The 23,458-nt window shown below is 75.3% G+C and carries 18 protein-coding genes and 1 pseudogene; 12 read left to right on the top strand and 7 right to left on the bottom strand.

The genetic code is table 11. The features are described from left to right. Window positions 1–95 precede the first annotated feature (95 nt). From ACFWP2_RS14470 to ACFWP2_RS14450, 5 genes are read left to right on the top strand one after another with little or no spacing between them, the layout of a single operon-like run. Entirely contained in the window at window positions 96–986 is an 891-nt protein-coding gene (locus tag ACFWP2_RS14470) for an ABC transporter substrate-binding protein (RefSeq protein WP_380450773.1), read from the top strand. Between the two features lie 31 nt (window positions 987–1,017). Continuing rightward, window positions 1,018–2,007 carry an amino acid ABC transporter permease gene (locus tag ACFWP2_RS14465; protein WP_380450771.1) on the top strand — a complete coding sequence of 330 codons (990 nt, stop codon included), beginning with the start codon at window positions 1,018–1,020 and terminating at the stop codon, window positions 2,005–2,007. After that, window positions 2,004–2,804, top strand: a complete 801-nt coding sequence (locus ACFWP2_RS14460; protein WP_380450769.1) for an amino acid ABC transporter ATP-binding protein — start codon at window positions 2,004–2,006, stop codon at window positions 2,802–2,804. Before ACFWP2_RS14465 ends, ACFWP2_RS14460 begins: the two co-directional genes overlap by 4 nt. A 38-nt stretch (window positions 2,805–2,842) precedes the next feature. Beyond that, complete coding sequence (locus ACFWP2_RS14455; protein WP_380450768.1) at window positions 2,843–4,471, top strand: amidohydrolase family protein; 1,629 nt, start codon at window positions 2,843–2,845, stop codon at window positions 4,469–4,471. Continuing rightward, window positions 4,468–5,322, top strand: a complete 855-nt coding sequence (locus ACFWP2_RS14450) for a serine hydrolase (protein WP_380450766.1) — start codon at window positions 4,468–4,470, stop codon at window positions 5,320–5,322. Before ACFWP2_RS14455 ends, ACFWP2_RS14450 begins: the two co-directional genes overlap by 4 nt. 107 nt (window positions 5,323–5,429) lie before the next feature. Here ACFWP2_RS14450 and ACFWP2_RS14445 read toward each other — a convergent pair whose 3' ends face one another. Both ACFWP2_RS14445 and lysA read right to left on the bottom strand, forming a co-directional pair. Then, on the bottom strand, window positions 5,430–6,356 hold the full coding sequence (locus tag ACFWP2_RS14445; protein ID WP_380450764.1) for a LysR family transcriptional regulator: 927 nt from the start codon (window positions 6,354–6,356) through the stop codon (window positions 5,430–5,432). A 9-nt stretch (window positions 6,357–6,365) separates the two neighbouring features. Next, the gene (lysA, locus tag ACFWP2_RS14440; protein ID WP_380450762.1) at window positions 6,366–7,736 is read right to left on the bottom strand and encodes a diaminopimelate decarboxylase; all 1,371 of its coding nucleotides are present in this window, start codon (window positions 7,734–7,736) and stop codon (window positions 6,366–6,368) included. A gap of 159 nt (window positions 7,737–7,895) precedes the next feature. Here lysA and ACFWP2_RS14435 point away from each other — a divergent pair, with 159 nt between their 5' ends. Both ACFWP2_RS14435 and ACFWP2_RS14430 read left to right on the top strand, forming a co-directional pair. Continuing rightward, window positions 7,896–8,558, top strand: a complete 663-nt coding sequence (locus ACFWP2_RS14435) for a GntR family transcriptional regulator (RefSeq protein WP_380450760.1) — start codon at window positions 7,896–7,898, stop codon at window positions 8,556–8,558. Between the two features lie 82 nt (window positions 8,559–8,640). Continuing rightward, window positions 8,641–9,900: an MFS transporter gene (locus ACFWP2_RS14430; RefSeq protein WP_380450758.1), complete on the top strand. Its 1,260-nt coding sequence runs from the start codon at window positions 8,641–8,643 to the stop codon at window positions 9,898–9,900. Window positions 9,901–9,968: 68 nt separating this feature from the next. On the opposite strand, the gene ACFWP2_RS14425 is transcribed toward ACFWP2_RS14430, so the two are convergent. Beyond that, window positions 9,969–12,035 carry an MDR family MFS transporter gene (locus ACFWP2_RS14425; protein WP_380450756.1) on the bottom strand — a complete coding sequence of 689 codons (2,067 nt, stop codon included), beginning with the start codon at window positions 12,033–12,035 and terminating at the stop codon, window positions 9,969–9,971. 309 nt (window positions 12,036–12,344) lie between these two features. Here ACFWP2_RS14425 and ACFWP2_RS14420 point away from each other — a divergent pair, with 309 nt between their 5' ends. Both ACFWP2_RS14420 and ACFWP2_RS14415 read left to right on the top strand, forming a co-directional pair. Beyond that, window positions 12,345–13,736, top strand: a complete 1,392-nt coding sequence (locus tag ACFWP2_RS14420) for an MFS transporter (RefSeq protein WP_380450848.1) — start codon at window positions 12,345–12,347, stop codon at window positions 13,734–13,736. Then, a pseudogene (locus tag ACFWP2_RS14415) lies at window positions 13,733–14,155 on the top strand (maleylpyruvate isomerase N-terminal domain-containing protein); the annotation flags it as partial. The gene ACFWP2_RS14420 and the pseudogene ACFWP2_RS14415, both read left to right, overlap by 4 nt. A gap of 237 nt (window positions 14,156–14,392) precedes the next feature. On the opposite strand, the gene ACFWP2_RS14410 reads toward ACFWP2_RS14415, so the two are convergent. Both ACFWP2_RS14410 and ACFWP2_RS14405 read right to left on the bottom strand, forming a co-directional pair. Then, window positions 14,393–15,310, bottom strand: coding sequence for an ABC transporter permease subunit (locus ACFWP2_RS14410; protein ID WP_380450754.1), 918 nt, complete (start codon window positions 15,308–15,310; stop codon window positions 14,393–14,395). Then, window positions 15,307–16,230, bottom strand: coding sequence for an ATP-binding cassette domain-containing protein (locus ACFWP2_RS14405; RefSeq protein ID WP_380450752.1), 924 nt, complete (start codon window positions 16,228–16,230; stop codon window positions 15,307–15,309). Before ACFWP2_RS14405 ends, ACFWP2_RS14410 begins: the two co-directional genes overlap by 4 nt. A 125-nt stretch (window positions 16,231–16,355) precedes the next feature. On the opposite strand from ACFWP2_RS14405, the gene ACFWP2_RS14400 reads away from it, so the two are divergent. After that, window positions 16,356–17,621 carry a sensor histidine kinase gene (locus ACFWP2_RS14400; RefSeq protein ID WP_380450751.1) on the top strand — a complete coding sequence of 422 codons (1,266 nt, stop codon included), beginning with the start codon at window positions 16,356–16,358 and terminating at the stop codon, window positions 17,619–17,621. 5 nt (window positions 17,622–17,626) lie between these two features. Then, entirely contained in the window at window positions 17,627–18,325 is a 699-nt protein-coding gene (locus ACFWP2_RS14395) for a response regulator (protein WP_380450845.1), read from the top strand. A gap of 240 nt (window positions 18,326–18,565) precedes the next feature. Here the strand turns inward: ACFWP2_RS14395 and ACFWP2_RS14390 are convergent, their stop codons facing one another. Together ACFWP2_RS14390 and ACFWP2_RS14385 are read right to left on the bottom strand one after the other, a co-directional pair. Further along, the gene (locus ACFWP2_RS14390) at window positions 18,566–19,405 is read right to left on the bottom strand and encodes an SAM-dependent methyltransferase (protein ID WP_380450750.1); all 840 of its coding nucleotides are present in this window, start codon (window positions 19,403–19,405) and stop codon (window positions 18,566–18,568) included. Between the two features lie 98 nt (window positions 19,406–19,503). Further along, a complete protein-coding gene (locus tag ACFWP2_RS14385; RefSeq protein ID WP_380450749.1) occupies window positions 19,504–20,256 on the bottom strand; it encodes a hypothetical protein in 753 nt (250 codons plus the stop codon). A 329-nt stretch (window positions 20,257–20,585) separates the two neighbouring features. Between ACFWP2_RS14385 and ACFWP2_RS14380 the strand changes: the two genes are divergently transcribed. Then, on the top strand, window positions 20,586–23,420 hold the full coding sequence (locus tag ACFWP2_RS14380) for a hypothetical protein (protein WP_380450747.1): 2,835 nt from the start codon (window positions 20,586–20,588) through the stop codon (window positions 23,418–23,420). The last annotated feature ends 38 nt before the right edge of the window (window positions 23,421–23,458 follow it).

The raw sequence follows: 23,458 nt of genomic DNA, 5'->3' as shown, positions 1-23,458 counted from the left end.
AATCGTTGGTGAGGCAGCAATGGCTTCATCATCTTCCGTTCACCAGGACCCGGCTGCCAGCATCGGCGCACCGTCACCGCCCGAGGGAGTAGCCGATGAACCGCCCCCGTTCCCTGCGCTGTCTGGCCGCACTGTCCCTGGTCGTCCTGGCCGCCACCGCCTGCGGGCGCTCCGACCAGGGCGGCTCCCCGGCCGCCGGCGGGGCACACGCCGGACAGAACTCCGGGAAGAGCGCCGCCGAGCTGCTCCCGGCGAAGAACAAGCAGAGCGGCGTGCTCAGAGTGGCCACCTCCGTCGGCTACCCGCCGATGGAGATGTACAAGGACGGCACCACCGAGCTGACCGGGGTCGACCCGGACCTCGCCGCCGCCATCGCCGGGAGGCTCGGCCTGAAGCTGGAGCTCGCCAACTCCTCCTTCGACGGCCTGATCCCCGGCCTCCAGGCCGGCCGCTACGACCTGGTGATGTCCTCCATGACGGACAGCGCGCAGCGCCGCCAGGCCGTCGACTTCGTGGACTACTTCCGCACCGGCGGCGTGATCATGACGAAGAAGGGCAACCCCGAGGGCATCACGTCCATCGAGGACCTCTGCGGCAGGAAGGTGGTCCTCGCCAAGGGCAGCTCCAACCTGGAGATCGGCGAGCAGCAGAACGCCAAGTGCGCCACCAGGATGGCGATCTCGCAGAGCGAGGACGCCCCGACCGGGCTGCTCCAGCTGGACAGCGAGCGGGCCGTGGCGACGATCGTGGACTACCCGGTGGCGCAGATGTTCGTGCGGAACAGCGGCTCCTACGAGGTGCTGCCGGAGCAGTACGGCACGGCGCCGTGGGGCATCGCGGTGGCGAAGAAGGACTCCGGGCTGCGCGACGCGGTGCGGCAGGCGCTCCAGGAGCTGATCGAGAACGGCGAGTACCGCAAGGTGCTGGACGCCTACCAGGTAGGCGGCAGCGCGGTGGAGCGCGCCACCGTCAACGCGGCGCAGTGAGAACGGCGGCACCGACGAGATGAGCACCGACATGAGAGACCCCGCGAAGCCCGCCCCGGCAGCCGCCACCGCCATCGCCGCCGCCACCACCGGCTCCGTCGACGAGGACCTGGCCTTCGAGGTGACCGCCCGGCCCCGCCCGGCGCGCTGGTTCGCCGTCCTGGCGGCCGCCTTCGTCGCCGTCTGGCTCGCCTGGACCGTCATCGTCAACCCCAACCTGCACTGGGACATCGTCGCCAGGTACCAGTTCGACGGCGTGGTCCTGGAAGGGCTCTGGGTCACGGTCCAACTCACCCTGATCTCCCAGGTGGTGGGCATCGTCATCGGCGTGGTGGTCGCGGTGATGCAGCTGTCCGACAGCCCGGTGCTGCGGACCACCGCCGGCGCGTACACCTGGTTCTTCCGCGGCACCCCGCTGCTGGTCCAACTGATCTTCTGGTTCAATCTGGCGCTGCTCTTCCCGGAGATCAGCATCGGCGTCCCGTTCGACGGGCCCAAGCTGGTCAGCTGGCAGTCCAACACCCTGATCACCGGCTTCGTGGCGGCCCTGCTCGGCCTGTCGATCAACGAGGGCGCCTACATGTCCGAGATCGTCCGGGCCGGCATCCAGAGCGTCGACCCCGGGCAGCGCGAGGCGGGCGCCTCACTGGGCATGTCCAACCGGCAGATCCTCACCCGGGTGGTGCTCCCGCAGGCGATGCGGGTGATCATCCCGCCGTTCGGCAACCAGTTCATCTCGATGCTGAAGACCACCTCGCTGGTCTCCGTCATCGCGGGCGCCGACCTGATGACCGTCTCGCAGCACCTCTACCTCGCCAACTTCGAGGTGATCGCGCTGCTGATCGTCGCCTCCCTCTGGTACCTGGTGCTCACCACCATCGCGAGCGTCGCCCAGCACGCGGTGGAGCGGAAGTTCAACCCGGCCGGCGCCCCGCCGGCGCTGCACCGCCGGGTGCTGGCCAACCTCCGCCCGGGGCGCGGCGGGACATCGAAGCGCGTGCGGAAGGGGGAGGTCAAGTGACCGGTACGGACCTGAGGAAGCCGGCCACCGAGGTGGTCCTGTCGGCCCGGAAGGTGCGCAAGCGCTTCGGGGAGCTGGAGGTGCTGCGCGGCATCGACCTGGAGGTCCGGGCGGGGGAGGTGCTCTGCGTGATCGGCCCCTCCGGCTCCGGCAAGTCCACCCTGCTGCGCTGCTTCAACCACCTGGAGAAGATCGACGCCGGGCGGATCGAGGTGGACGGTGAACCGGTCGGCTACGAGCCGTACGGTGCCTCCGGCAGCAGGCTGCGCGAGCGCCGGCCGCGCGACATCCGCCACCAGCGCGAGCGGATCGGCATGGTCTTCCAGCGCTTCCACCTCTTCCCGCACCGCACCGCGCTGCGGAACGTGATGGAGGGCCCGATCGCGGTGAAGGGCCGTCCGCGCGAGGAGGCCGAGCGCCGGGCCCGCGAACTGCTCGCCCGGGTCGGCCTGGCCGACCGCGCCGACCACTACCCGGCCCAGCTCTCCGGCGGCCAGCAGCAGCGGGTGGCGATCGCCCGGGCGCTGGCCATGGAACCGACCCTGATGCTCTTCGACGAGCCCACCTCCGCGCTCGACCCGGAGCTGGTCGGCGAGGTGCTCGGCGTGATGCGCGACCTCGCCCGCAGCGGCATGACGATGATCGTCGTCACCCACGAGATGGGCTTCGCCCGCGAGGTCGCCGACCGCGTCGTCTTCATGGACCAGGGCGCTGTCGTGGAGGCCGGCAGCCCGGCCGAGCTGTTCACCGCCCCGCGGCACGACCGCACCCGGGCCTTCCTCTCGACGGTGCTCTGATGGGAACGACGGGACAGACGGGACAGATGGGAGCGGACATGACCACGATCCCGGTCGACCTGCTGCTGCGCGGCGCCACCCTGGTGGACGGCACCGGGGCGCCCGCCCGCCCGGCCGACCTCGCCGTCGCGGACGGCCGGGTCACCGTACTGCCGCCCGGCACCGCCGTGACCGCGGCCGAGACCCTGGACGTCACCGGACGGGTCGTCACCCCCGGCTTCATCGACGTCCACACCCACTCGGACGCGCTCGCCGCCCCCTTCGGCGGCGGCACCCACACCGACGGCGACGCCCTGGACGAGCTGCGGCTGGCCCCGCTGCTCCAGGGCGTCACCACCGAGATCAGCGGCAACTGCGGGATCAGCCTCTTCCCCGCCCTGCCCGAGCGGCTGCCCCAACTGGCCGGGCACCTGCGGGTCTCCTTCGGCCTCGGCCCGGTGCTGCCCGCCGAGGACTTCGACGCCTTCGCCGCCGGCCAGCGGCCCGAACTGCGCCGCAACCACATCGCCTCGCTGGTCGGCCACGGCACGCTGCGCGCCGGAGTGATGGGCTTCGAGGACCGCCCGCCCACCGACCAGGAGCTGGCCGCCATGTGCGGACTGCTCGACCTGGCACTGGCCCAGGGCGCGGCCGGGCTCTCCACCGGGCTGATCTACCCGCCCGGCGTCTACGCGGACACCGAGGAGATCGTGGCCCTGGCGAAGGTCGCCGCGCGGCACGGCAAACCGTACGTGACGCACCTGCGCGACGAGATGTCCCAGGTGGAGAAGGCGCTGGAGGAGGCGCTGGAGATCGCGGTGCGCTCCGGCGCCGCGCTCCAGGTCTCCCACCACAAGACCGCCGGGCGGCACGCCTGGGGCGCCACCCTGCGGACCCTGCCGCGCCTGGAGCGGGCCCGCGCCGAGGGCGTGGACGTGCTCTGCGACGTCTACCCGTACACCGCCGGCAGCACCGTGCTGCACGCGATGCTGCCGCCGTGGACCAGCGAGGGCGGGCCGGCCGCGCTGCTGGAGCGGCTGCGCAGCAAGGAGGTGCGGGACCGGATCCGGGCGGACATCGCCAACGGCGTCGAGGGCTGGGAGAACACCGTCGGCAACGGCGGCTGGGACCTCATCTCGGTGGCCGCCGCCCCCGCCCGCCCCACGGCCGAGGGCCGCCGGATCGCCGACCTGGCCGCCGAACGAGGCGCCGACCCGGTGGAGTACGTCTGCGACCTGCTGCTGGAGGCGCAGGGCGAGGTGACCATCATCAGCCACTCGATGCGCGAGGACGACGTCCGCCGGGTCCTGGCCAGCCCGCTGTCGATGATCGGCTCGGACGGCGTGCCCAAACCCGGCCGCCCGCACCCCCGTTGGGCGGGCAGCTTCGCCCGGGTGCTCGGCCGCTACGGGCGCGAGCAGGGGCTGCTGCCACTGGAGCTCGCGGTGCACAAGATGACCGGCCTGCCCGCCGAGCGGTTCCGGCTGGCCGGGCGCGGCGTGGTCCGGGACGGCGCCGTCGCGGACCTGGTGGTGCTCGACCCGGCGGCCGTCCTGGACGGAGCGACCTTCGAGCGGCCGCTGCTGCCGCCGGCGGGGGTGGAGACCGTGGTGGTGGCCGGGCGGGTCGCGGTGCGCGGCGGACGGCCGACCGCGAGCCGCGCCGGAGAGGTGGTGCGGGTCCGATGAGCCTCGCCCAGGTGGCCGCCGCGGCCCGCAGCTCGGCGGCGCTCCCGCTGACGCTGTCCGTCGCCGCCGTCGACGTGGACGCCCCGGACGCTTCGGGTGCGGTCGGGGTGGACGACACCGTCGTGCTGCCCGTCGCCAGCACCTCCAAGCTGCTGCTGCTCGCCGAGGTCGCCCGGCGGCTGGACACCGGGGAACTGACGGCCGGGCAGCCGGTGGCGATCCTCCCCGAGGACGTCACCGGCGGCACCGGCCTGCTCGGCCGGCTGAGCCGCCCCGGCTGGACGGTGGAGGACCTGGCCTGGCTGACCGCCGCGGTCAGCGACAACACCGCCACCAACGCCCTGCTGCGGCTGGTCGGCCTGCCGGCCACCGCACGGCTGGCGCGCGAGCTCGGACTGGAACGGCTCACCCTGCACGACCGGGTGCGCGACGAGCGCGGCCCGGACCTCCCGCCGGTCTTCGCCACCGGCACCGCCCGCGACCTGGCCCGCCTGGCGGCCCTCGCGGTCCGGGGCACCATGGCCGGCCCGGCGGCCTCGGCCCGGCTGCTCGGCTGGATGCGCGCCAACACCGACCACGGCCTGGTGCCCGCGCTGATCGACCACGACCCGTACGCCCCCGGCTTCCCCGCGCCGCTGCCCGGCCGGCTGCTGGTCGCCAACAAGACCGGCACGGACACCGGGGTACGGGCCGACGCGGGCGTGATCGTGGGCGCCCGCCGGGTGGCCTACGCGGTCGTCGCGCACTGGGACGTGGCGCTCGGGCCCAGCACCGAACGGGCCGCCGTGCACGCCATCCGGGACGTCGGCCGTGCCCTCGGGGCCTGGGCCCAGCGGCCGGCCCGGCACTGAGCGGCCGCCGTCGGGGAGGCCGACGCCGGGAGGCCGCCGCCGGTCAGGCCGTTGCCGGGAGGTCGGCGCCGGAGAGGTCGATGCCGGGAAGGTCGACGCCGGGGAGGTCAGAGCGCCCACTGCATGTCGAGCAGGGCCTTGATCTCCCCGGCGGCGGCGCCGAGTTCGGCGAGGAAGGCGCGCAGCACCGGATTGCGGTTGGTGGCCCGGGTGGCCACCCCGATCCGGCGGTGCAGCTGCGGGTGGTCCAGCCGGCACACGTGCACCCCGGCGCTGTCGGCCAGGCCGAGCGCCGGGATCAGCGCGACGCCCATGCCGGCCCGCGCGAGGTTGATGGTCACCTGGTAGTGGTCGCTGCGGCAGCGCACCCGGGGGCGGAACCCCTCGGCCGCGCAGGCGCGTTCGAGCACCGGCTCGCCGGTGCTGCCGCCGTGGGTGCCGATCCAGCTCTCGCCGTCCAGCTCGGCCAGCCGCACCAGCGAGCGCCGCCCGAGCCGGTGCCGCAGCGGCACCACCACCAGCTGCGGCTCGTCGAAGTACATCCGCACGTCCACCGTCGCCTGGCGGCACCACGGGTCCAGCGGGTGCTCGAAGACGACGGCCGCGTCCAGCCGGCCGGCCTCCAGGTCCGGGACCAGCTCGTGCGGCTGGCCCATGATCAGCTCCAGCTCCACCCGCGGGTGCGCGGCGGCGAACGCGGCCAGCGCCCGGGGCAGCAGGTCCAGGCCGGCGGAGGCGAAGAAGCCGATCCGCAGCACGCCGGCCGCGGCCTGGGCGTGCGCCCGCAGGTCGTCCTGGGCGACGGCCATCAGATCGGCGATCGCCTGGGCGTGCTCGGCCAGCCGGACGCCCGCGGGCGTCAGACGCAGGGACTGCGGAGCCCGCTCCACCAGGGCGACGCCCAGCTCCTGCTCCAGGCGGGCGAGCTGGTGCGAGATGGCGGACGGGCTCAGGTGCAGGGCCTGTGCCGCGGCCACGATGGTGCCCCGGCGGGCGATCTCCAGGAGGACGTGCAGTCGGGCGCTGTTCAGCATCGGCCCAGGTTAGGCGGTGTGTGCCCGCCGTGCGGCCACCGGTTCCCGGGGGCCGTCGGCGGGGGCGGCCGCGTCCAGTCGGAGCAGGTCGTGCTCGCTCTCCCGGCGCACCACCACGCGGGCCTCGCCGTCCCGGACGAAGACCACGGCGGGCCGCGGCAGCTTGTTGTAGTTGGAGGCCATGGCGTAGCCGTAGGCGCCGGTCACCGGGGTGGCCAGCAGGTCGGCGACCCGCAGGTCGGCGGGGAGCGCGGCGTCGTCGACGATCACGTCGCCGCTCTCGCAGTGCTTGCCGACCAGCCGGGCGCGCCGTGGGCGGGGCGCCTCGGGGCAGCGCGGCAGGAAGGCCTCGTAGCGGGCGCCGTACAGCGCGGGGCGCAGGTTGTCGCTCATCCCGCCGTCCACGCTGACGTAGGTGCGCACGCCCTCGATCCGCTTGACGGTGCCGACCCGGTACAGGGTCAGCCCGGCCCGGGCGGCGATCGAGCGGCCGGGCTCGACGCCCACCTCGCCGCTCCAGCCGGCGCCGCGCACCGCCGCGCGGACCCGCTCGGCCCAGACCGCGAAGGAGGGGGCGCTCTGCCCGCTCAGGTACGCCACGCCGAGGCCACCGCCGACGGTCAGCCCGCGCACGCCGTGCTCCACCGCGAAGCGGGCCACCGCGGCGGCGCCGTCGGCCAGTTCGGCCGGGTCCAGCACCTGGGACCCGACGTGGGCGTGGACGCCCTCCAGTCGTACGGCGGCGCTGGCCCCGGCCCGGCGCACCGCGGCCGCGGCGGCGCCGTCGGCCAGGCCGAAGCCGAACTTGGAGTCGAGGCCGCCGGTCCGGATGGCGTGGTGGGCGCCGGCCGCGACCCCGGGCGCCACCCGCAGCCGGATCCGGGCCGGGGGCAGGCCCTCCTCGTGGTGCAGCCGCTCGATCCGGTCCAGTTCGTCGAAGCTGTCCACGACGATGTGCCGCAGGCCGACGGTCAGCGCGGTGCGCAGCTCGGCGTCGTCCTTGTTGTTGCCGTGCAGCACGATCCGGGCCGGGTCGACCCCGGCGTACAGGGCGGTGCGCAGCTCGCCGCCGGAGGCGACGTCCAGCAGCAGGCCCTCCTCGGCGGCGAGTCGGGCCATCGCGGTGCACAGGAAGGCCTTGGAGGCGTAGGCGACGTTGTCCCGGCCGAAGGCGGCCACCGCCTCGCGGCAGCGCCGGCGCAGGTGCTCCTCGTCGTAGACGAACAGCGGCGTGCCGTACCGGCGGGCCGCTTCGTCCAGGAGCACCCCGCCGACGGACAGGCCCTCGGGGCGGAACTCGGCGGTGAGCGGCAGCAGGTCCGGATCGACGGGCGGCAGGCCCGGATCGACGGGCGGCAGGGCTGGCGACGCAGGGGACAAGGCTTCCTCCCGGAAAGCTGGCTGGCCCCGCCCATCCTCGGCCCTGCGCAGGGGGCGGGAAAGCGCATTCTTCCGGCGCTGAGCAGTACCGAAACCGATGCTCCGGACCGGCTCTCCTGTTGCATCTAAGCTTGCATCTATGGTGCTACGGTGTGCTCCATGGCCGACACCCCGCCCCCCGCCCCCGCCCGCGTCCCGGCCGCGGACCGCGCGTACGAACTGACCAAGGACCTCATCCTCGGCGGCGGCCTCCCCGGCGGGACGCTGATCAGCGAGGGCGAGATCGCCGAACGCGCCTCGCTCAGCCGCACCCCGGTCCGGGAGGCCTTCCTGCGGCTCCAGGCCGAGGGGCTGCTCCAGCTCTTCCCCAAGCGCGGAGCCGTCGTGGTGCCGGTCGGCCCCGGCGAGGCCGAGGACGTGCTGGAACTGCGCGAGGCACTGGAGAGCACCGCGGTGCGCCGGATCATCCGTCGCCCCGACGGCCTCGACGCGCTGGTGCGGCAGCTGTCCGAACTGATCGACCAGCAGCGCGAACCCGCCCGCCGGGCCGACCTCGGCGCCTTCGCCGACGCCGACGAGGCCTTCCACCGGGGCATCGTGACGGCCTCCGGCAACGAGCTCGCCGAGCGGTTCTACGGCACGCTGCGCGACCGCCAGCGCCGGATGGCCGTCCAACTGCTCCAGGTGCAGCCGGAGCGGCTGGCCCCGCTGGTCGAGGAGCACACCGTGCTCGTCCAGCGGATCGCGGCCCGCGACGCCGAGGGTTTCACCGCCGCGCTCCGCGCCCACCTGGACGCCCACCGCGCCGTCACCGATCGCTGACCCGTTCCCCCGCGCCGCGGACCTCGCGCGCGCACCCCGACGGACCGCCGGGACCGACCGTCCGACAAGGAGCAGCACCACCATGAGCACCACCCGGCCACCGTCCGCCGGTCCCGTCGCACCCACCGGCCGGGGGCGGCCGTGGCTGTTCGCCGCCTTGGCCATGCTCTGCTGCGGCTGGGGCGGCAACCAGTTCACCCCGCTGCTGCTGATGTACCGCCACCTCGGCGGCTACTCCGAGGTCACCGTGGACGCCTTCCTCGGGGCGTACGTCCTCGGGCTGGTCCCCGGTCTGCTGGTCGGCGGCGCCGCCTCGGACCGCTACGGGCGCCGCCCGCTGATGATCGGCGCGGTGGCCGCCTCGCTCGCCGCCAGCGGGGTGCTGTGCGGCGGCGCCGCCGGTGAACTCCCCATCTACGCCGGGCGGTTCCTCACCGGTATAGCCGTCGGCATCGCGATGGCCGTCGGCACCAGCTGGGTCAAGGAGCTCTCCGGGGCGCCGCACGACCCGGCCGCCGACCCGGGCGCCGGCGCCCGCCGCGCTTCCCTCGCCCTGACCCTCGGCTTCGGCCTCGGCGCCGGAGTGGCCGGCGCGCTCGCCCAGTGGGGACCCTGGCCGATGGTCACCCCGTACCTCGCCCACCTGCTGGTCACCCTGCCCGCGCTGTTCCTGCTCCCGAAGGCCGTCGAGACCCGGGCCCGCTCGGCCGCCGTCCGCAGCCTCTGGGCCGACCTCAAGGTCCCGGCCGCCGGGCACCGGCGCTTCGTCCGGGTGGTCCTGCCGATGGCCCCCTGGGTGTTCGGCTCGGCCGGCGTCGCGTACGCGGTGACCCCGCAGCTGGTCGGCGACCGGCTCGGCGACCGGTCGCTGGCCTACGCGACCCTGCTGACCGTCCTCACCCTCGGCACCGGCGCCCTCGTCCAGCCCCTCGCCAAGCGGCTGGACTCGCTCTCCTCGGCGCGCGGCGTCCTCGTCTCCATGGTGCTGATGGCCTGCGGCATGGCCGTCTGCGCCGGTGACGCGGCGGTGCGCTCCCCGCTGCTCGGCCTCGCCGGCGCGGTCCTCCTCGGCGCCGCCTACGGCATCGGCGTCGTCTCCGGCCTGCTGGAGATCCAGCGCATCGTCACCCCCGACGACCTGGCCGGCCTCACCGGCGTCTACTACGCGCTCTGCTACTCCGGCTTCCTGCTGCCCGCCGTGCTCGCGGCCCTGTCCTCGCTGGCCTCCTACACCGTGATGCTCGGCGTGGTCACGGCCCTCGCCCTCGCCAGCCTCGCCGTGATCGCCGTCTCCTCCCGCCGCACCGCCCCCGCCCCGCTCCCGAGGGAAGCCACCCCCTGACCCCGCCCCCGCCGCCCCCTGTCCGGCCTCCGGACAGGGGGCGGCCGCTCGTGGCGTGAGCCGGCGCCCTACACCTTCGCGTCGGTCGTCGGGCGGGCGTGGGCGGGGAGGCCGGTGGTGAGGTCCTCGACCAGGAGGCGCCAGGCGATGGCGTCGGCGGCGGCGCGCAGCTGGGGGCTGCGGGGGCGGCCGGCGTCGGCGTCGAGGCGGGCGTTGAGCCAGTCGGACCAGGCGCGGGCGAGGGCGCGGACCTCGTGGGTGCCGGCCTCGGTGGGGGAGAGGGCGTCGCCGTCGCGGGTGAGGTAGCCCTCGGTGGCCATCCGGTCGAAGACCGGCTCCAGGACTTCGGGTGGCACGCGTTTGCGGGCGGCGATGAGGTCGAGCGAGGCGTGGCCGACGGCCTTGGTGTGGCCGGCCACCTCCATCAGCGCCCAGGCCCCGGCCAGGTCCACCCGGGTGTCGGCGCCGGAGACGATCGACCGGACGGCGTCGAGGTCCACCTCGCGCACGATCCGGCAGACCGAGTACTCCAGGTGCGGGTCGGAGTCCGGGGTGGTCGGCTGGGCGAAGGCCTCGCCCATGTCGGTGGAGCCCGCCCGGGCGGTGTCGCGCAGCTGCACCTGTTTGAGGAAGAGCGACACCACGAAGCCGATCACGGCGACCGGGATGGTCCACAGGTACACGGTGTGCAGGGCGTCGGAGTAGGCCTGGACGATCGGCGCGGCCTGGTCGGTGGGCAGCTGGTGCAGGCCCTGCGGGCTCTGGGCGGCCTGGGCGAGCACGGCCGGGTCGGCGCCGGTCGCCCGGGCGGCGGTGGTGATCCCGTCGGCGAGTTCGGTCTTCAGGCTGTTGGCGTAGATGGTGCCGAACACGGCGGTGCCGAAGGAGCTGCCGATGGTGCGGAAGAAGGTCACCCCGGAGGTGGCGGTGCCCAGGTCGGCGTAGTCGACGGTGTTCTGCACGGCGATGGTGAGCACCTGCATGCTCAGCCCGATGCCGGCGCCGAGCACGAACATGTAGAGCGAGGCCAGCAGGGATCCGGTGTCGGGTTCCAGCCGGGAGAGCAGGTAGAGGCCGAGCGCCATCACCGCCGTGCCGACGATCGGGAACACCCGGTACCTGCCGGTCTTGCTGACGGCGTTGCCGCTGGCGATCGAGGCGATCAGCAGGCCGAGCACCATCGGCAGCGTCCGGACGCCGGAGACGGTCGCCGAGTCGCCGTCCACGTACTGGAGGAAGGTCGGCAGGAAGGTCAGCGCGCCGAGCATGGCGAAGCCGACGATGAAGCTGAGCACCGAGCAGACCGTGAACACCGGGTTGCGGAACAGCCGCATCGGCAGCATCGGTTCGACGGCCCGGGTCTCCGCCCAGCAGAACAGGCCGAGCGCCAGCACGCCGCCGGCGAACAGGCCGATGATCACCCCGGAGCTCCAGGCGTACTCGTTGCCGCCCCAGCTGGTGGCCAGGATCAGCGCGCCGGCGCCGACCGCGACCAGCACGATGCCGAGGTAGTCGACGACCGGGCGGGTCGCCGCGCGGACCGAGGGGATGGTCCGGGCGGCCGCGGCGACCACCACGACCGCGATCGGCACGTTGACGTAGAACGCCCAGCGCCAGGACAGGTGGTCGGTGAACAGTCCGCCCAGCAGCGGCCCGATCACCGTGGCCACGCCGAACACCGCACCGATCGCGCCCTGGTACTTGCCGCGCTCGCGCAGCGGGATGACGTCCGCGATCAGCGCCATGGCGGTGACCATCAGGCCGCCCGCGCCGAGGCCCTGGACGGCCCGCCAGGTGATCAGCAGGGTCATGTCGGTGGCGAGGCCGCACAGGAACGAGCCGCCGACGAAGACGATCGCCGAGACCTGGAAGATCAGCTTGCGCCCGTACAGGTCGCCGAACTTGCCGGCCAGCACGGTGGCCACCGTCTCGGCCAGCAGATAGGACGTCACCACCCAGGACATGTGCGCGGCCCCGCCGAGGTCCGCGACGATGGTGGGCAGGGCGGTGCCGACGATGGTCTGGTCGAGCGCGGCCAGCAGCATGCCGAGCACGATGGTGGCGAAGACGACGTTCCGCTGCCGGACGTCCAGCACCGGAGGGGCGGAGGGCGGGGTCTCGGTGGCGACGGTCATGCCGTCAGCCTCCGGGGTGCGGGCGGCGGTCGCGATCCGGTTAGGCCGTTGGAGTGAGGACGAGCGGTGGCTCCCCGGGTGGCGGCCCCGGGAGGGCCGGGCGACGATGGGCCGAACGAAGCCGACCGACGAAGCCGACCGACGATCATTCACGGATCCGGACGCCCCGGCCCCCGGGAAGAGGCTCCCTTGAACGCCGACCCCCCGCGCGGCAGCGCGCACCAGACCCGGCCCGGCGCCACCGCCGTGGGCGGCCGGGCCGCCACCCGGCGCTGGCGGGCACTCACCGTCTGCCTGGTCGCCGGCTTCATGACCCTGCTGGACGTCAGCATCGTCAACGTCGCCCTGCCGACCGTACGGGCCGGGCTGCACATGTCCGACAGCGGCCTCCAGTGGGTGCTCAGCGGCTACGCGCTGGCCTTCGGGCTGGTGCTGGTGCCCGCCGGGCGGCTCGGCGACGCGCGCAGCCGGCGGGCCGTCTTCCTCGCCGGACTCGCCCTGTTCACCGCGGCCAGCGCGCTAGCCGGGGCGGCGCAGAGCCAGGAGTGGCTGGTGTTGGCCCGGCTGTTCCAGGGCGCGGCCGGCGGGGTGCTGGTGCCGCAGGTGTCCGGCTTCATCCAGGTGCTGTTCCAGGGCGCCGAACGCGGCCGGGCCTTCGGCGCGCTCGGCGCCACCATCGGGTTGTCCACCGCCGTGGGGCCGCTGCTCGGCGGGCTGCTGATCCACCTGGCCGGCCCGCAGGACGGCTGGCGCTGGGTGTTCCTGGTCAACCTGCCGATCGGCGTCGCCGCGCTGCCGATCGCCTACCGGCTGCTCCCGGCGCCGCCGCCCGCCGCCCAGCGGGCCGGGCACCGGGACTTCGACCCGGTCGGCGTGCTGCTGCTCGGCGCCGGGACGGTCTCGCTGCTGCTGCCGTTCGTCCAGGCGCAGCAGTGGCACGGCGCGGCCCGCTGGCTGCTGCTGCCGCTGGCGGCGGTGCTGCTCGCCGCCTTCGTCGGCTGGGAGTCGCACTACGGGCGGCGGCGCGAACCGCTGGTGAGCATGGCGCTGTTCGCGGTGCGGCCGTACGCGGCGGGAACGGTGCTGTCGCTGGTGTACTTCGCCGGGTTCACCGCGATCTTCTTCATCTTCACGCTCTACCTCCAGGCGGGCCTGCACTACTCGGCGCTGACGGCGGGCCTGGCGATCACGCCGTTCGCGGTCGGTTCGGGGGTGTCCGCGCCGGTGGGCGGGCGCCTGGTGAGCCGGCTGGGACGGCGGCTGGTGGTGGCCGGACTGGTACTGGTGCTGACCGGGCTGCTGGCCTCGGCGCTCGCGGTGCAGCTCTGGTCGGGGCCCCGCGTGGGCTGGACGACGGCGCTGCCGCTGCTGGTCGCCGGGGCGGGCAGCGGGCTGGTGATCGCCCCGAACCAGACGCTGACCCTCCAGCAGGTGCCGGTGGCCCGGGCGGGCAGCGCGGGCGGGGTGATGCAGACGGCGCAGCGGGTCGGCTCGGCGGTGGGCATCGCCGTCGTCGGCTCGGTGTTCTTCGCCCACGCCGCCGGCCCCCGCCCGGACTGGGCGCTGGCCTTCCAGCTGGGGGTGACGGTGGCGGCCGGGCTGGTGCTGGCGGCGCTGCTGGTGGCGGTCGCCGACATGGCCTTCGGCCGGGGCGGCTCCCGGGCCGCCGGGCCGCGGGCGGGGGCGGGGGACGGGCGGTGACGGACGCCCGAACGGACTTCCTGGCCGCCGCCGGCGCGGCGGAGGGGCTGCTGCGCCGCCCGGAGGTGGCCCGGGCCTGGCGGCGGCCGAGCGCGCTGGCGCGGTGGAGCGTCGGCGGGCTGGCCGGGCACCTGGTCTACCAGGTCCTCTGCGTGCCGGAGGTGCTGGCCGTGCCCGTACCGGCGGAGCCGGTGGTCGGCCTGCTGGAGCACTACGCCCGCTCGGCCTGGGTCGGCGCCGCGCCGGACGCGGACGTCAACGTGCGGATCCGGCAGGCCAGTGAGGCCGTCGCGGCCGACGGCCCGGCCGCGCTGCACCGCCGGCTCGCCGCCGTACTGCCGGAACTCGCGGCCGCTCTGGCGGCGGCGGACGCCGCCCGGCCGGTCCGACTGCCGTTCTGGGGCCCGTGGGCGCTCACCCTCGACGACCTGCTGGCCACCCGGACGATGGAACTGGCCGTCCACGGCGACGACCTGGCGGTGAGCGTCGCCGTGCCCGGCCCCGGACTCCCGCCGGAGACCGCCGATGCGGTGGTCGGCCTGCTGGCCCGGCTGGCCGTCCGGCGGCACGGCCAGGCCGCCGTGTTGCGGCGCTCAGCCGGGCCGAGCGGGCGCCGGGCAGCATCGCGGCGTTCTGAGCCCCGCCCCGGCGGGCCGTCAGTGGTCGCGGCGGTGCAGGGCGAACGCGGCGACGGCCACCGAGGCCAGCGACCACACCGCGAAGGTGACCCAGGCGCCCGCGACGGTGGCCGGGTACTCGGAGGGTCGATAGCCCGCCAGGGACGTCCGGGCCAGGCGCTGCCAGGCGGGCAGCGGCAGAGCGTGCAGCAGGTCGGCGCTCCAGCGGTAGCGCTCGGTGACCAGCGAGGGGAGGAAGAACAGCACTGCGACGGTGGCCACCACGGCGCCCGCGCCGTGCCGGATCAGGGTGCCGAGGCCGAGCCCGACCAGGGCGCAGACCGGGCCGAACAGCACCGCCGCCGCGACGTACCGCAGCGCGGCGGGGTCGGTGACGGACTGTCCGATGCCGGTGTCGGCCAGGATCGCCTGGCTCGCGCCGAAGGAGACGCCGACGGTGAGCACCCCGTAGCCGAACAGCACGGCGGCCAGGACGCAGGCCTTGGCGGCGAGCACCGCCCGGCGGTCGGGCACGGCCGCCAGGGTGGTGCGGATCAGCCCGGTCGCGTACTCGCCCGCGATGACGAGCGCGCCGAGGCCGCCCGCGACCAGCATCAGGATGTCGGCGGAGGCGAGGTTGAAGGCGTCGTTCAGCGCCACCTGCGCCATGACCGCCGGATCGCCCTCGCCCGGTGTGGAGTGGTCGCGGGTGTAGAGCGCGGATTTGAGGTTGGCGGCGACGATCGCCACGGCGCTGAGGCCGAGCACCCAGGGGACCGAACGCAGCGACCAGAACTTGATCCACTCGGCGGCCAGCAGATCGCCGAAGCGGGCGCGCGACTCGGCGGCGGTACGGCCGGGCGGCACGGTGGCGGGGTGAGGCGGAACGGGTGCGGTGGTGGCGTGGGACGGAACGGGCACGGTGGCGGCGTGGGACGGAACGGGTGCGGTGCTCAACGGGGGTCTCCGGCGGGGTACTCGACGCTGTCGGCGGTCAGGGCCAGGAACGCCTCCTCCAGGGAGGCGCCCCGGGCGGTCAGGGCGTGCAGCAACAGGCGCTGCTCGAGGGCGAGTTCGCCGATCCTGGTGGCGTCCAGGCCGCTCACCGCGAGGGCGCCGTCCGGGCCGGGCCGGACGGCCGCGCCCGCCGCCGTCAACACGGCCGCCAGCCGGTCGGGTTCGGCGGCCCGCACGGTGACGGTGGCCCGGCCGGCCCGGGCGGCGAACCCGGTGAGGCTCTCGTCGGCGAGCAGCCGGCCGCGTCCGATCACCACCAGGTGGTCGGCGGTGTGCTCCATCTCGGCCATCATGTGGCTGGAGACGAGGACCGTGCGGCCCTCGGCGGCGAGCCGCCGGAACAGTCCGCGCACCCAGAGGACGCCCTCCGGGTCCAGCCCGTTCAGCGGCTCGTCGAAGAGCAGCACCGGCGGGTCGCCGAGCAGTGCGCCGGCGATGCCGAGGCGCTGCTTCATGCCCAGCGAGTAGCCGCGGATCCGGCGCCCGGCGGCTCCGGTGAGCCCGACCTCGTGCAGCACCCGCTCGACCCGCGCGGCCGGGACGGCGTTGGCGCGGGCCAGCGCCCGCAGCTGGGCCCGGCCGGTGCGCCCGCCGTGGGCGTCGCCCGCGTCGAGCAGCGCACCGGCGTGCCGCAGGCCGCGCGGCAGGCCGCGGAACGGGCGGCCGTCGACGGTGACGCTGCCGGAGGTCGGGGCGCTCAGGCCGAGGACCAGCCGCAGGGTGGTGGACTTGCCCGCGCCGTTGGGTCCGAGGAAGCCGGTGACCCGGCCGGGCCGGACGGTGAAGGAGAGGCGGTCGACGGCGGTGCGGCCGCGGTGGCCGCGCCCGTAGCGCTTCGTCAGTTCGGTGACTTCGATCATGGGCTCCACGGTGCCCGGGGGAGCCGGTCGGCCGCATCGGACCGGTGTCGACACCGCGGGCACCCCCGGCCGTACAACCACGGTTGGATGACGGCGGTGGCGGACCGTCGTTACGATCTCCAACCATGCCTTCGACCCCTTCCCCGCCGCTGCTCCGGCGCGTCCCGCCCGAGGTCTGGGTCGGTCTCGCCTGGTGCGTGGCCGCCGGTTACCCCGCCGTACGGCTCGGCGGTGACGCCACGCAGCACCCGGGCGCCGCCGCGCACGGCGGCTGGGCGTTCACCCTGGCCGACACGGTGGTGGCCTTCGCGGGCGCGGCGCTGGTGCGGCGGCTGCCGGTGCTCTCGGTCGTCCTGCTGCTGGTCGCCGCGTTCACCGTGACCGACGGCTGGGCCGGTGGCGCCCAGGTGCCGCCCGGCGCGCTGCTCGCCGTGGACACCGCGCTCTGCCTGATCACCGCGACCCGGCCGCGGCGCAGCTCCCGGGCCGCGTTCGCGCTGGTCATGGCCTTCCTGGTGCTGCACATCGGCCTGGTGCGCGGCGACACGGTGGGAATCTTCACCGGCACCCACATCGGCTCGGCCGACGGTGCCGCGCTGCTCGCGCTGGTCGCCTGGCTGGTCGGCCGTTCGGTGCGGCAGAGCCGGGAGCACGCCGAGGCGCTCAGCGCGCGGTCGGCGGAGGAGGCGGTCACCGCCGAACGGCTGCGGATCGCCCGCGAGATGCACGACACCGTCGCCCACAGCATCGGCATCGTCGCCCTCCAGGCCGGTGCGGCCCGCCGGGTGATCGACCGTCGGCCGGAGCGGGCCGCGCAGGCGCTGGGCGAGATCGAGGCCGCCGGGCGGGAGACCCTGGCCGCGCTGCGCCGGATGCTGGTCGCGCTGCGCCGGGCCGACGGTGACGCCTCGTCGGCGGCGCCGCAGGGCCTGGCCGACCTCGACCGGCTGGCCGGGGCGACCACCGCCGCGGGGGTGCGGGTGGAGGTCCGGCGGCACGGCGAGCCGGGGCCGCTGCCGCTCCCGCCGGAGGTCGACCTCGCGGCCTTCCGGATCGTCCAGGAGGCGGTCACCAATGTGGTGCGGCACGCGGACGTCGACGCCTGCGTGGTCGTGGTGGACCACCGGGTGGCGGGGGAGCTGTCCGTCGAGGTCACCGACCGGGGGCGCGGTCGGGGCGAGGTGTCCGGTGGCGGGTTCGGGCTGGCCGGGCTGCGGGAGCGGGTCGCCCTGCTGCGGGGCGGGTTCGAGGCCGGGGCGCTGCCCGGGGGCGGCTTCCGGGTGGCCGCCCGGCTGCCGGTGCCGGCGCCGGTGGCGGTGTCGGTGTCCACGCCGGTGGCGGTGCAGGTTCCCACGCCGGTACCGGTCCCGGCCGAGGAGGCGGGCGCGTGATCCGGGTGGTGCTGGCCGACGACCAGCCGCTGGTCCGGGCCGCGCTGGAGATGGTGATCGCGGAGACGGACGACGTCGAGGTGGTGGGCGAGGCGGGCACCGGGACGGAGGCCGTCCGGCTGGCCGCCGAACTGCGGCCGGACGTCGTGGTGATGGACATCCGGATGCCCGGCATGGACGGCATCGAGGCCACCCGGCTGGTGACCGCCGACGGCGGGCCGACCAGGGTGGTGGTGCTCACCACCTTCGACGAGGACGAGCACGTGTACGCGGCGCTGCACGCCGGGGCGTCCGGCTTCCTGGTCAAGGACATGGCGCTGGACGACATCCTCGGCGCGGTGCGGGTGGTCGCCGCCGGGGACGCGCTGATCGCGCCGGGCGTCACCCGGCGGCTGATCGGGGCGTTCATCGGCGGCCGCCCGCCGCGGCCGGGGACCGCTGGGCGCGCCCCGGCCACCGCTGGTGCCGCCGGCGCCCTCGCCGCCGCCGAGCGGCGGCTGGCGGCGATCACCGGGCGCGAGCGGGAGATCCTCACCCTGGTCGGCCGGGGCCTGTCCAACACCGAGATCGCCGCCGAACTGGTGCTCAGCGTCGCGACCGTCAAGACCTACATGACGAGGCTGCTGGCCAAGCTCGGCGCCCGGGACCGGGTGCAGCTGGTCATCCTGGCCTACGAGGCGGGCCTGGTCTCCGTGGCCGGCTGAGCCGGTCCGGTTGTCCGGGACCGGCAGAACGAGTCCGGTCGAGCGGGTCCCCGATGTGGGGGGCCCGGCGAGCGGCCCCCGGCGAACGGGCCCCGGCGAGCGGCCCCCGGCGAACGGGCCCCGGCGAGCGGCCCCCGGCGAACGGGCCCCGGCGAACGGGCCCCGATGGGCGGGCCCGAGCCGGCCGGGCCCGCCGTGTGCGCAGAAACGATTCGGCGCTCGATCGCGAGGAGCCGGAGCTCAGCGCTTGATCGCCACGCCCGCGTACATCGCGATGTCCTGGTCGCGGACGGGCGCGGCGTCGGCGTCCGGCCGCCAGTGGTGCACCAGCGTGACGCCCGGGTCGAGCAGCTCGTAGCCCTCGAAGAACGCCTCGGCCTCGGCCTTGTCGCGGATCTGGAGCGGGATGCCGCGCGCGTTGTACTCGCGGCCGACGCCGCCCACACCCACCGGGTCGGTGTCACCCGTGAAGACCGTCAGGGCGAGGAAGCTGCCGGGCGCCAGGGCGTCCATGAAGCGGCGCACGATGCCCTGCGGGTCGTCCTCGTCCAGCACGAAGTGGACGATCGCGATCAGTGACAGCGCCACCGGCTGCGAGAAGTCGAGCACCTCGCGCAGCCGGGGGTCGCCGATGATCGACTCCGGGTCGCGGAAGTCGGCGTCCACGTAACAGGTGCGGCCCTCGGGCGTGCTGTCCATCAGGGCCCGCGCGTGGGTCAGCACGATCGGGTCGTTGTCCACGTACCCGACCCGGGCCCCGGGGGCGATCGCCTGGGCGATCTCGTGCAGGTTCGGCGAGGTCGGGATGCCGGTGCCGATGTCGAGGAACTGCCGCACGCCGTACTGCTCGGCGAGCTCGCGCACCGAGCGCTGCATGAAGTCGCGGGTGGTGCGCATCGAGATCGGCAGCGACGGCCAGGCCCGCACCGAGGCGTGCGCCGCGACCCGGTCCGCCTCGAAGTTGGTCTTGCCGCCGATGAGGTAGTCGTAGACCCGGGCGGAGTGCGGAACGTCCATCCGCAGGTCCACTGATGGGTAGTCCTCGTGCGGACCGCGCTCCGCCCGGATCTCGTTGGTCATGCTCGTTCTCCCGCTGCTGGGCGTCCGTCACCGGCCGCCGTGGTGGCGGCCATGGTGCGCATGGTAACGGTCGGCCCGCGCCGCGGGATGACTGGGCCTCAGGCCTGGGCCTCCGGGTGCCTCGGGTCCCGTGCGGCGGCACCCGGCTGACGGGGGATCGAGGCGGAGACGGCGGTGTCGCCCCGCCCGTGCGCCGCCAGTTCGAGCGCGGCGCCGATCCACGCGATGCCGAAGGCCCACGTCGCCAGCCACTCGCACAGGTACAGCGGCCGCACCGACCAGTCCGAGCCGACACCCGTCACCCCGGCCAGGACGGAGAGCGCCAGCGCGACCAGGATCACCACCCCGGCCACCAGGTAGGCCGTGCCCACCCGGGCCGGCTGGGCGGAGCGGGGATTGCGGAAGGAGTAGAGGCAGAACATCGCCAGCATGACGAACAGCAGGCCGGCGAAGGCCAGGTGGAACACCCCGACGGTGCGCTGGAGGCCGGAGGCGCCCCCCGGGGCCGTCGGGCACAGTGCGACCCCGACCGCGAAGAACCCGGCGGCCGTGCTCCAGCGGTCGTCCCTCCGGTCGAAGCGGTAGCAGATCAGGAACACCCCGAGGGCGCACAGCCCGCCGACGAAGAGGTTCCGGGTGTCGGTGTAGTAGGCGCCGCTCATCGAGCCCGGCCAGAAGTCGTCGGTGCTGCGCCCCGTCACCTCGGCGGCCAGCCAGTTGCCGAACGGCAGGGCCGGCGGCAGCAGGATGCCGATCAGGCCGACGCCGAGGCGCAGGATCGCGATGGTCCGGACGTCCTGGATGCTCCGCCGGGCGGCGGGGGAGTTCTGCGTGCGCGAGTCGTGAGTCACGGACGCCTCCTTGCCTTTCGCACGGGCTCCTCGGCCCGCTGTTCCTCCGGCCGCGGGGGACGGGTGGGGCGGTGCCGGACGGGGCGCCACCACACACCTGAGCGACCGTCAACTTGTGTACCCGCATCCGCGTTCGAAGCACCACCGATTTGAGCGGTTTACGCCCACGATGACCGTCCGGAGAACCTCTGGTCACCATCTACCACGGCTGTGCGCGCCGGCTCGGTTCAACCCCCCCGTCGAGGGCGCGGAAGAGCCGGTCCCGGCAGCCCGATCACACCTGACCGCAGCGGAATTGATCTGTACGATCCCGCCTCGTGGAGCAGACGATGACCTCTGGGGCCGCCCCCGGCACCCCCGCCGCCCCAGGCACCCCCGGCACCCCCGGGGACGCCCACCGCCCGGCGCGCTGGGTCCGCACCCGGCTGCGCGCGAGCCCGGCGGCCGCCCTGCTGATGGCGGCCCTCGCGTTCGTCACCGTCCTGCTGTCCGTGGCCGTCCCCCGCCTCGTGGACCGGGGCGCGGACGCGGCCCTGCGCGACCACGTGCGCCAGAAGGGCATCCACACCACCAGCCTGCAGGCCGCCTCGAAGGCCCGCCCCACCGACACCGTCGCCGACCTCGACGCCGTCCAGCGGGAGCTCGCCGCGGGGTTCGGCGGGAAGCTGCCGCTGTCCCCGCCGGGTCACGCCCACGGCACCGTCACCGCGGCCGACAAGGTGTACAACCCGGGCTTCGCGCGGATCAGCGCCGACGTCCCCCCGCGGCTCTCCCTGATGTACCTGGACGGCTTCGCGGACCGGGCCACCCTGACCGAGGGCAGCTGGCCGGGCCCCGCCACGGCCGGCGCGCCGCTGCCGATGGCCGTGAGCCGCACGGCCGCCGAGATGATCGGCATCAGGATCGGCGACGTCGTCGACAGCGGGAGCAAGGGCCAGGACCGGCGGACCAGCGTGGTGACCGGCGTCTACCGGGTCGACGACCCGCTGGACCCGTTCTGGGACGACCTCGGCTGCCCCGACCGCCCCTGCCTGGACCTCGGCCAGTACGGCGACGACTGGCTGCGGTTCACCGGGATCGTCGACGGCGGCAGCCTGGCCGCGCTGACCGCCTGGGGCGAGGACGTCCGGCACTTCTGGCGGCTGGCCGTCGACCCGGCCCCGCTGCGCGCCGACCGGCTGGACCGGACCCGGGCCGACGTCGCCCACCTGCTGGCCGGCCCGGACAACGACGCCCTGATCGCCGCGACCAGGCGGGCGGACCTGCGGATCAGCTCGTTCCTGCCCGACGTCCTCACCGGGGCCGCCGAGCGTTACCGGGCCGCGATGCGGCTGAGCGCGATCGGCCCGGCCGGGGTCGCCGGGGTCGCCGTGGTGGTGCTCGGCCTGGCCGCGGCCCTCGCCACCGACCGGCGCGCCGCCGAACTCCGGCTGCTCCGGGCCCGCGGCGGCTCGCTCGGCGGGGTGCTGCGGCGGCTGCTCGGCGAGGGGGTGGTCACTGTCCTGCCCGCCGCCGCGCTCGCGACGGTGCTCGCCCTGGTGCTGCTGCCCACTCCCCGGTGGGGCGCCGCGGTGGCGGCCGGCCTCACCACCACCCTGTTCGCCCTGCTGGCGTTCCCGGCCCGGGCCGCGCTGCTGTGGGCGCGTCCCCGGCCGGCCGGCCCCTGGCGCCGGCTGATCGGCGAACTCGCCCTGCTGGCCGCCGCCGTCGCCGCGGTGGCGGAGGTCCGGCGCCGGGGCGTCGGCCACTCCGGCGCCGGGGTGGACCCGCTGCTGGTCGCCGCCCCGCTGCTGCTCGCCGTCACCGGCGGACTGCTGCTGGCGAGGATCGAGCCGGTGGTGGTCGGCCGGCTGGCCGCCCTGGTCGGCCGGGGCCGCGGCCTGGTCGGTTTCCTCGGCCTGGCCCGGGCCGCCCGCGACGCCTCCGGCCGTCGCAAGCCCTCCGTGCTTCCCCTGCTCGCGCTGCTGATCGCCGTCACCGCCACCGGCTTCGGCGCCACCCTGCTCGACTCGGTCGACCACGGGCGGCTGCGCGCCGCGCGCATCGCCACCGGCGGAGACATCGCCGTCTCCGTCCCGGGCTACGCGACCCTGCCGGAACCTTTCCTCAAGGCCGCCGGCGCACTCCCGGGCGCCCGGGGCGCGACCGGGGTCCGGGTGGACCGCACGGCCCTGCTCGTCGGCGGTGGCCTGAACAACTACACCAAGGTGACCCTCGTGGTCGCCGAGCCGACCGCGTACGCCGAGATCGCCCGAACCCTCGGCGTCGGCGAGTTCGACCCGGCGACGCTCGCCGGCACCCCCGGCGGCCCGGACACCCCGGTACCCGCGCTGTTCAGCCGCAACCTGGCCGGACGCCTGGCCGCCGGCGCGCCGTTGGTGCACCTGTCCACCGCGAACGAGCTGCGCACCACCGTCGCCGGGATCGTCACCGCGACCCCGGCGCTGCCCGACCCGAGCCTGCCGTTCGTCGTGGTGCCCTCGGGGCCCGCGCTGGACCGCCTGCCCGAACTGGGCCGGGCCAACGGCTGGCTCGCCGTCGGCGACCTCGACCCCGGGCAGGTCAGGTCCCTCCTGCGGGAGCGGGGCGTGATCGAGCCGACCGGCAGCGCGAAGCGGATCGCCGACGCCGCCGCGGCGGCCGGCAAGGGCAGCCACGGACTGCCGCCCGCCTACGCCGTGGGCAGCAGCCGGGAGTACGCCGCACAGCTCGCCGACGACCCGCTCCAGCAGGCCGCCGGGCGGCTGTTCTGGTACGCGGCCCCCGCCAGCGCCGGATTCGCCGTCCTCGCCGTCCTGTTGACGCTCCTCCGGGCCGCGCCCGACCGTACGGCGGTGCTCGCCCGGCTGCGCACCATGGGCCTGCGGCCCCGGCAGGGGCTGGCGCTGATCATCGCCGAGGCGCTGCCGCGGACGCTGGTGGCGGCCGTCGGCGGCGCGGTGGTCGCGGCCGTGGCGGCCGTCCTGCTCGGGCCGGCCTTCGACCTCTCGACCCTGGTCGGTGCCAAGGGCGGCAAGGAGGGCAACGCGCTGGACCCGGCGGTGCTGCCGGTGCTGCTGCCCACGGCGGGACTGGCGCTGGTGGCCTGCCTCGGGGTGGTGCTGGAGACGCTGGTCGCCGGACGGCGGCAGATCGCCACCGAGCTGCGGGCGGGGGACTCCTGAGCGCGGCGGAAGGCGGCCCGGCCGTGTCGGCCGGACCG

Source organism: Kitasatospora sp. NPDC058444 (assembly GCF_042721415.1).
In the GTDB taxonomy this organism is placed as follows: Bacteria; Actinomycetota; Actinomycetes; order Streptomycetales; family Streptomycetaceae; genus Kitasatospora.
This window is presented reverse-complemented; position numbering and strand designations above follow the sequence as displayed.

Coding starts and splice junctions, on each gene's coding strand:
- ACFWP2_RS14470 (WP_380450773.1), top strand. CDS start 96: ATGAACCGCCCCCGTTCCCTGCGCTGTCTGGCCGCACTGTCCCTGGTC.
- ACFWP2_RS14465 (WP_380450771.1), top strand. CDS start 1,018: ATGAGAGACCCCGCGAAGCCCGCCCCGGCAGCCGCCACCGCCATCGCC.
- ACFWP2_RS14455 (WP_380450768.1), top strand. CDS start 2,843: ATGACCACGATCCCGGTCGACCTGCTGCTGCGCGGCGCCACCCTGGTG.
- ACFWP2_RS14450 (WP_380450766.1), top strand. CDS start 4,468: ATGAGCCTCGCCCAGGTGGCCGCCGCGGCCCGCAGCTCGGCGGCGCTC.
- ACFWP2_RS14445 (WP_380450764.1), bottom strand. CDS start 6,356: ATGCTGAACAGCGCCCGACTGCACGTCCTCCTGGAGATCGCCCGCCGG.
- ACFWP2_RS14435 (WP_380450760.1), top strand. CDS start 7,896: ATGGCCGACACCCCGCCCCCCGCCCCCGCCCGCGTCCCGGCCGCGGAC.
- ACFWP2_RS14430 (WP_380450758.1), top strand. CDS start 8,641: ATGAGCACCACCCGGCCACCGTCCGCCGGTCCCGTCGCACCCACCGGC.
- ACFWP2_RS14425 (WP_380450756.1), bottom strand. CDS start 12,035: ATGACCGTCGCCACCGAGACCCCGCCCTCCGCCCCTCCGGTGCTGGAC.
- ACFWP2_RS14420 (WP_380450848.1), top strand. CDS start 12,345: ATGACCCTGCTGGACGTCAGCATCGTCAACGTCGCCCTGCCGACCGTA.
- ACFWP2_RS14405 (WP_380450752.1), bottom strand. CDS start 16,230: ATGATCGAAGTCACCGAACTGACGAAGCGCTACGGGCGCGGCCACCGC.
- ACFWP2_RS14400 (WP_380450751.1), top strand. CDS start 16,356: ATGCCTTCGACCCCTTCCCCGCCGCTGCTCCGGCGCGTCCCGCCCGAG.
- ACFWP2_RS14390 (WP_380450750.1), bottom strand. CDS start 19,405: ATGACCAACGAGATCCGGGCGGAGCGCGGTCCGCACGAGGACTACCCA.
- ACFWP2_RS14380 (WP_380450747.1), top strand. CDS start 20,586: ATGACCTCTGGGGCCGCCCCCGGCACCCCCGCCGCCCCAGGCACCCCC.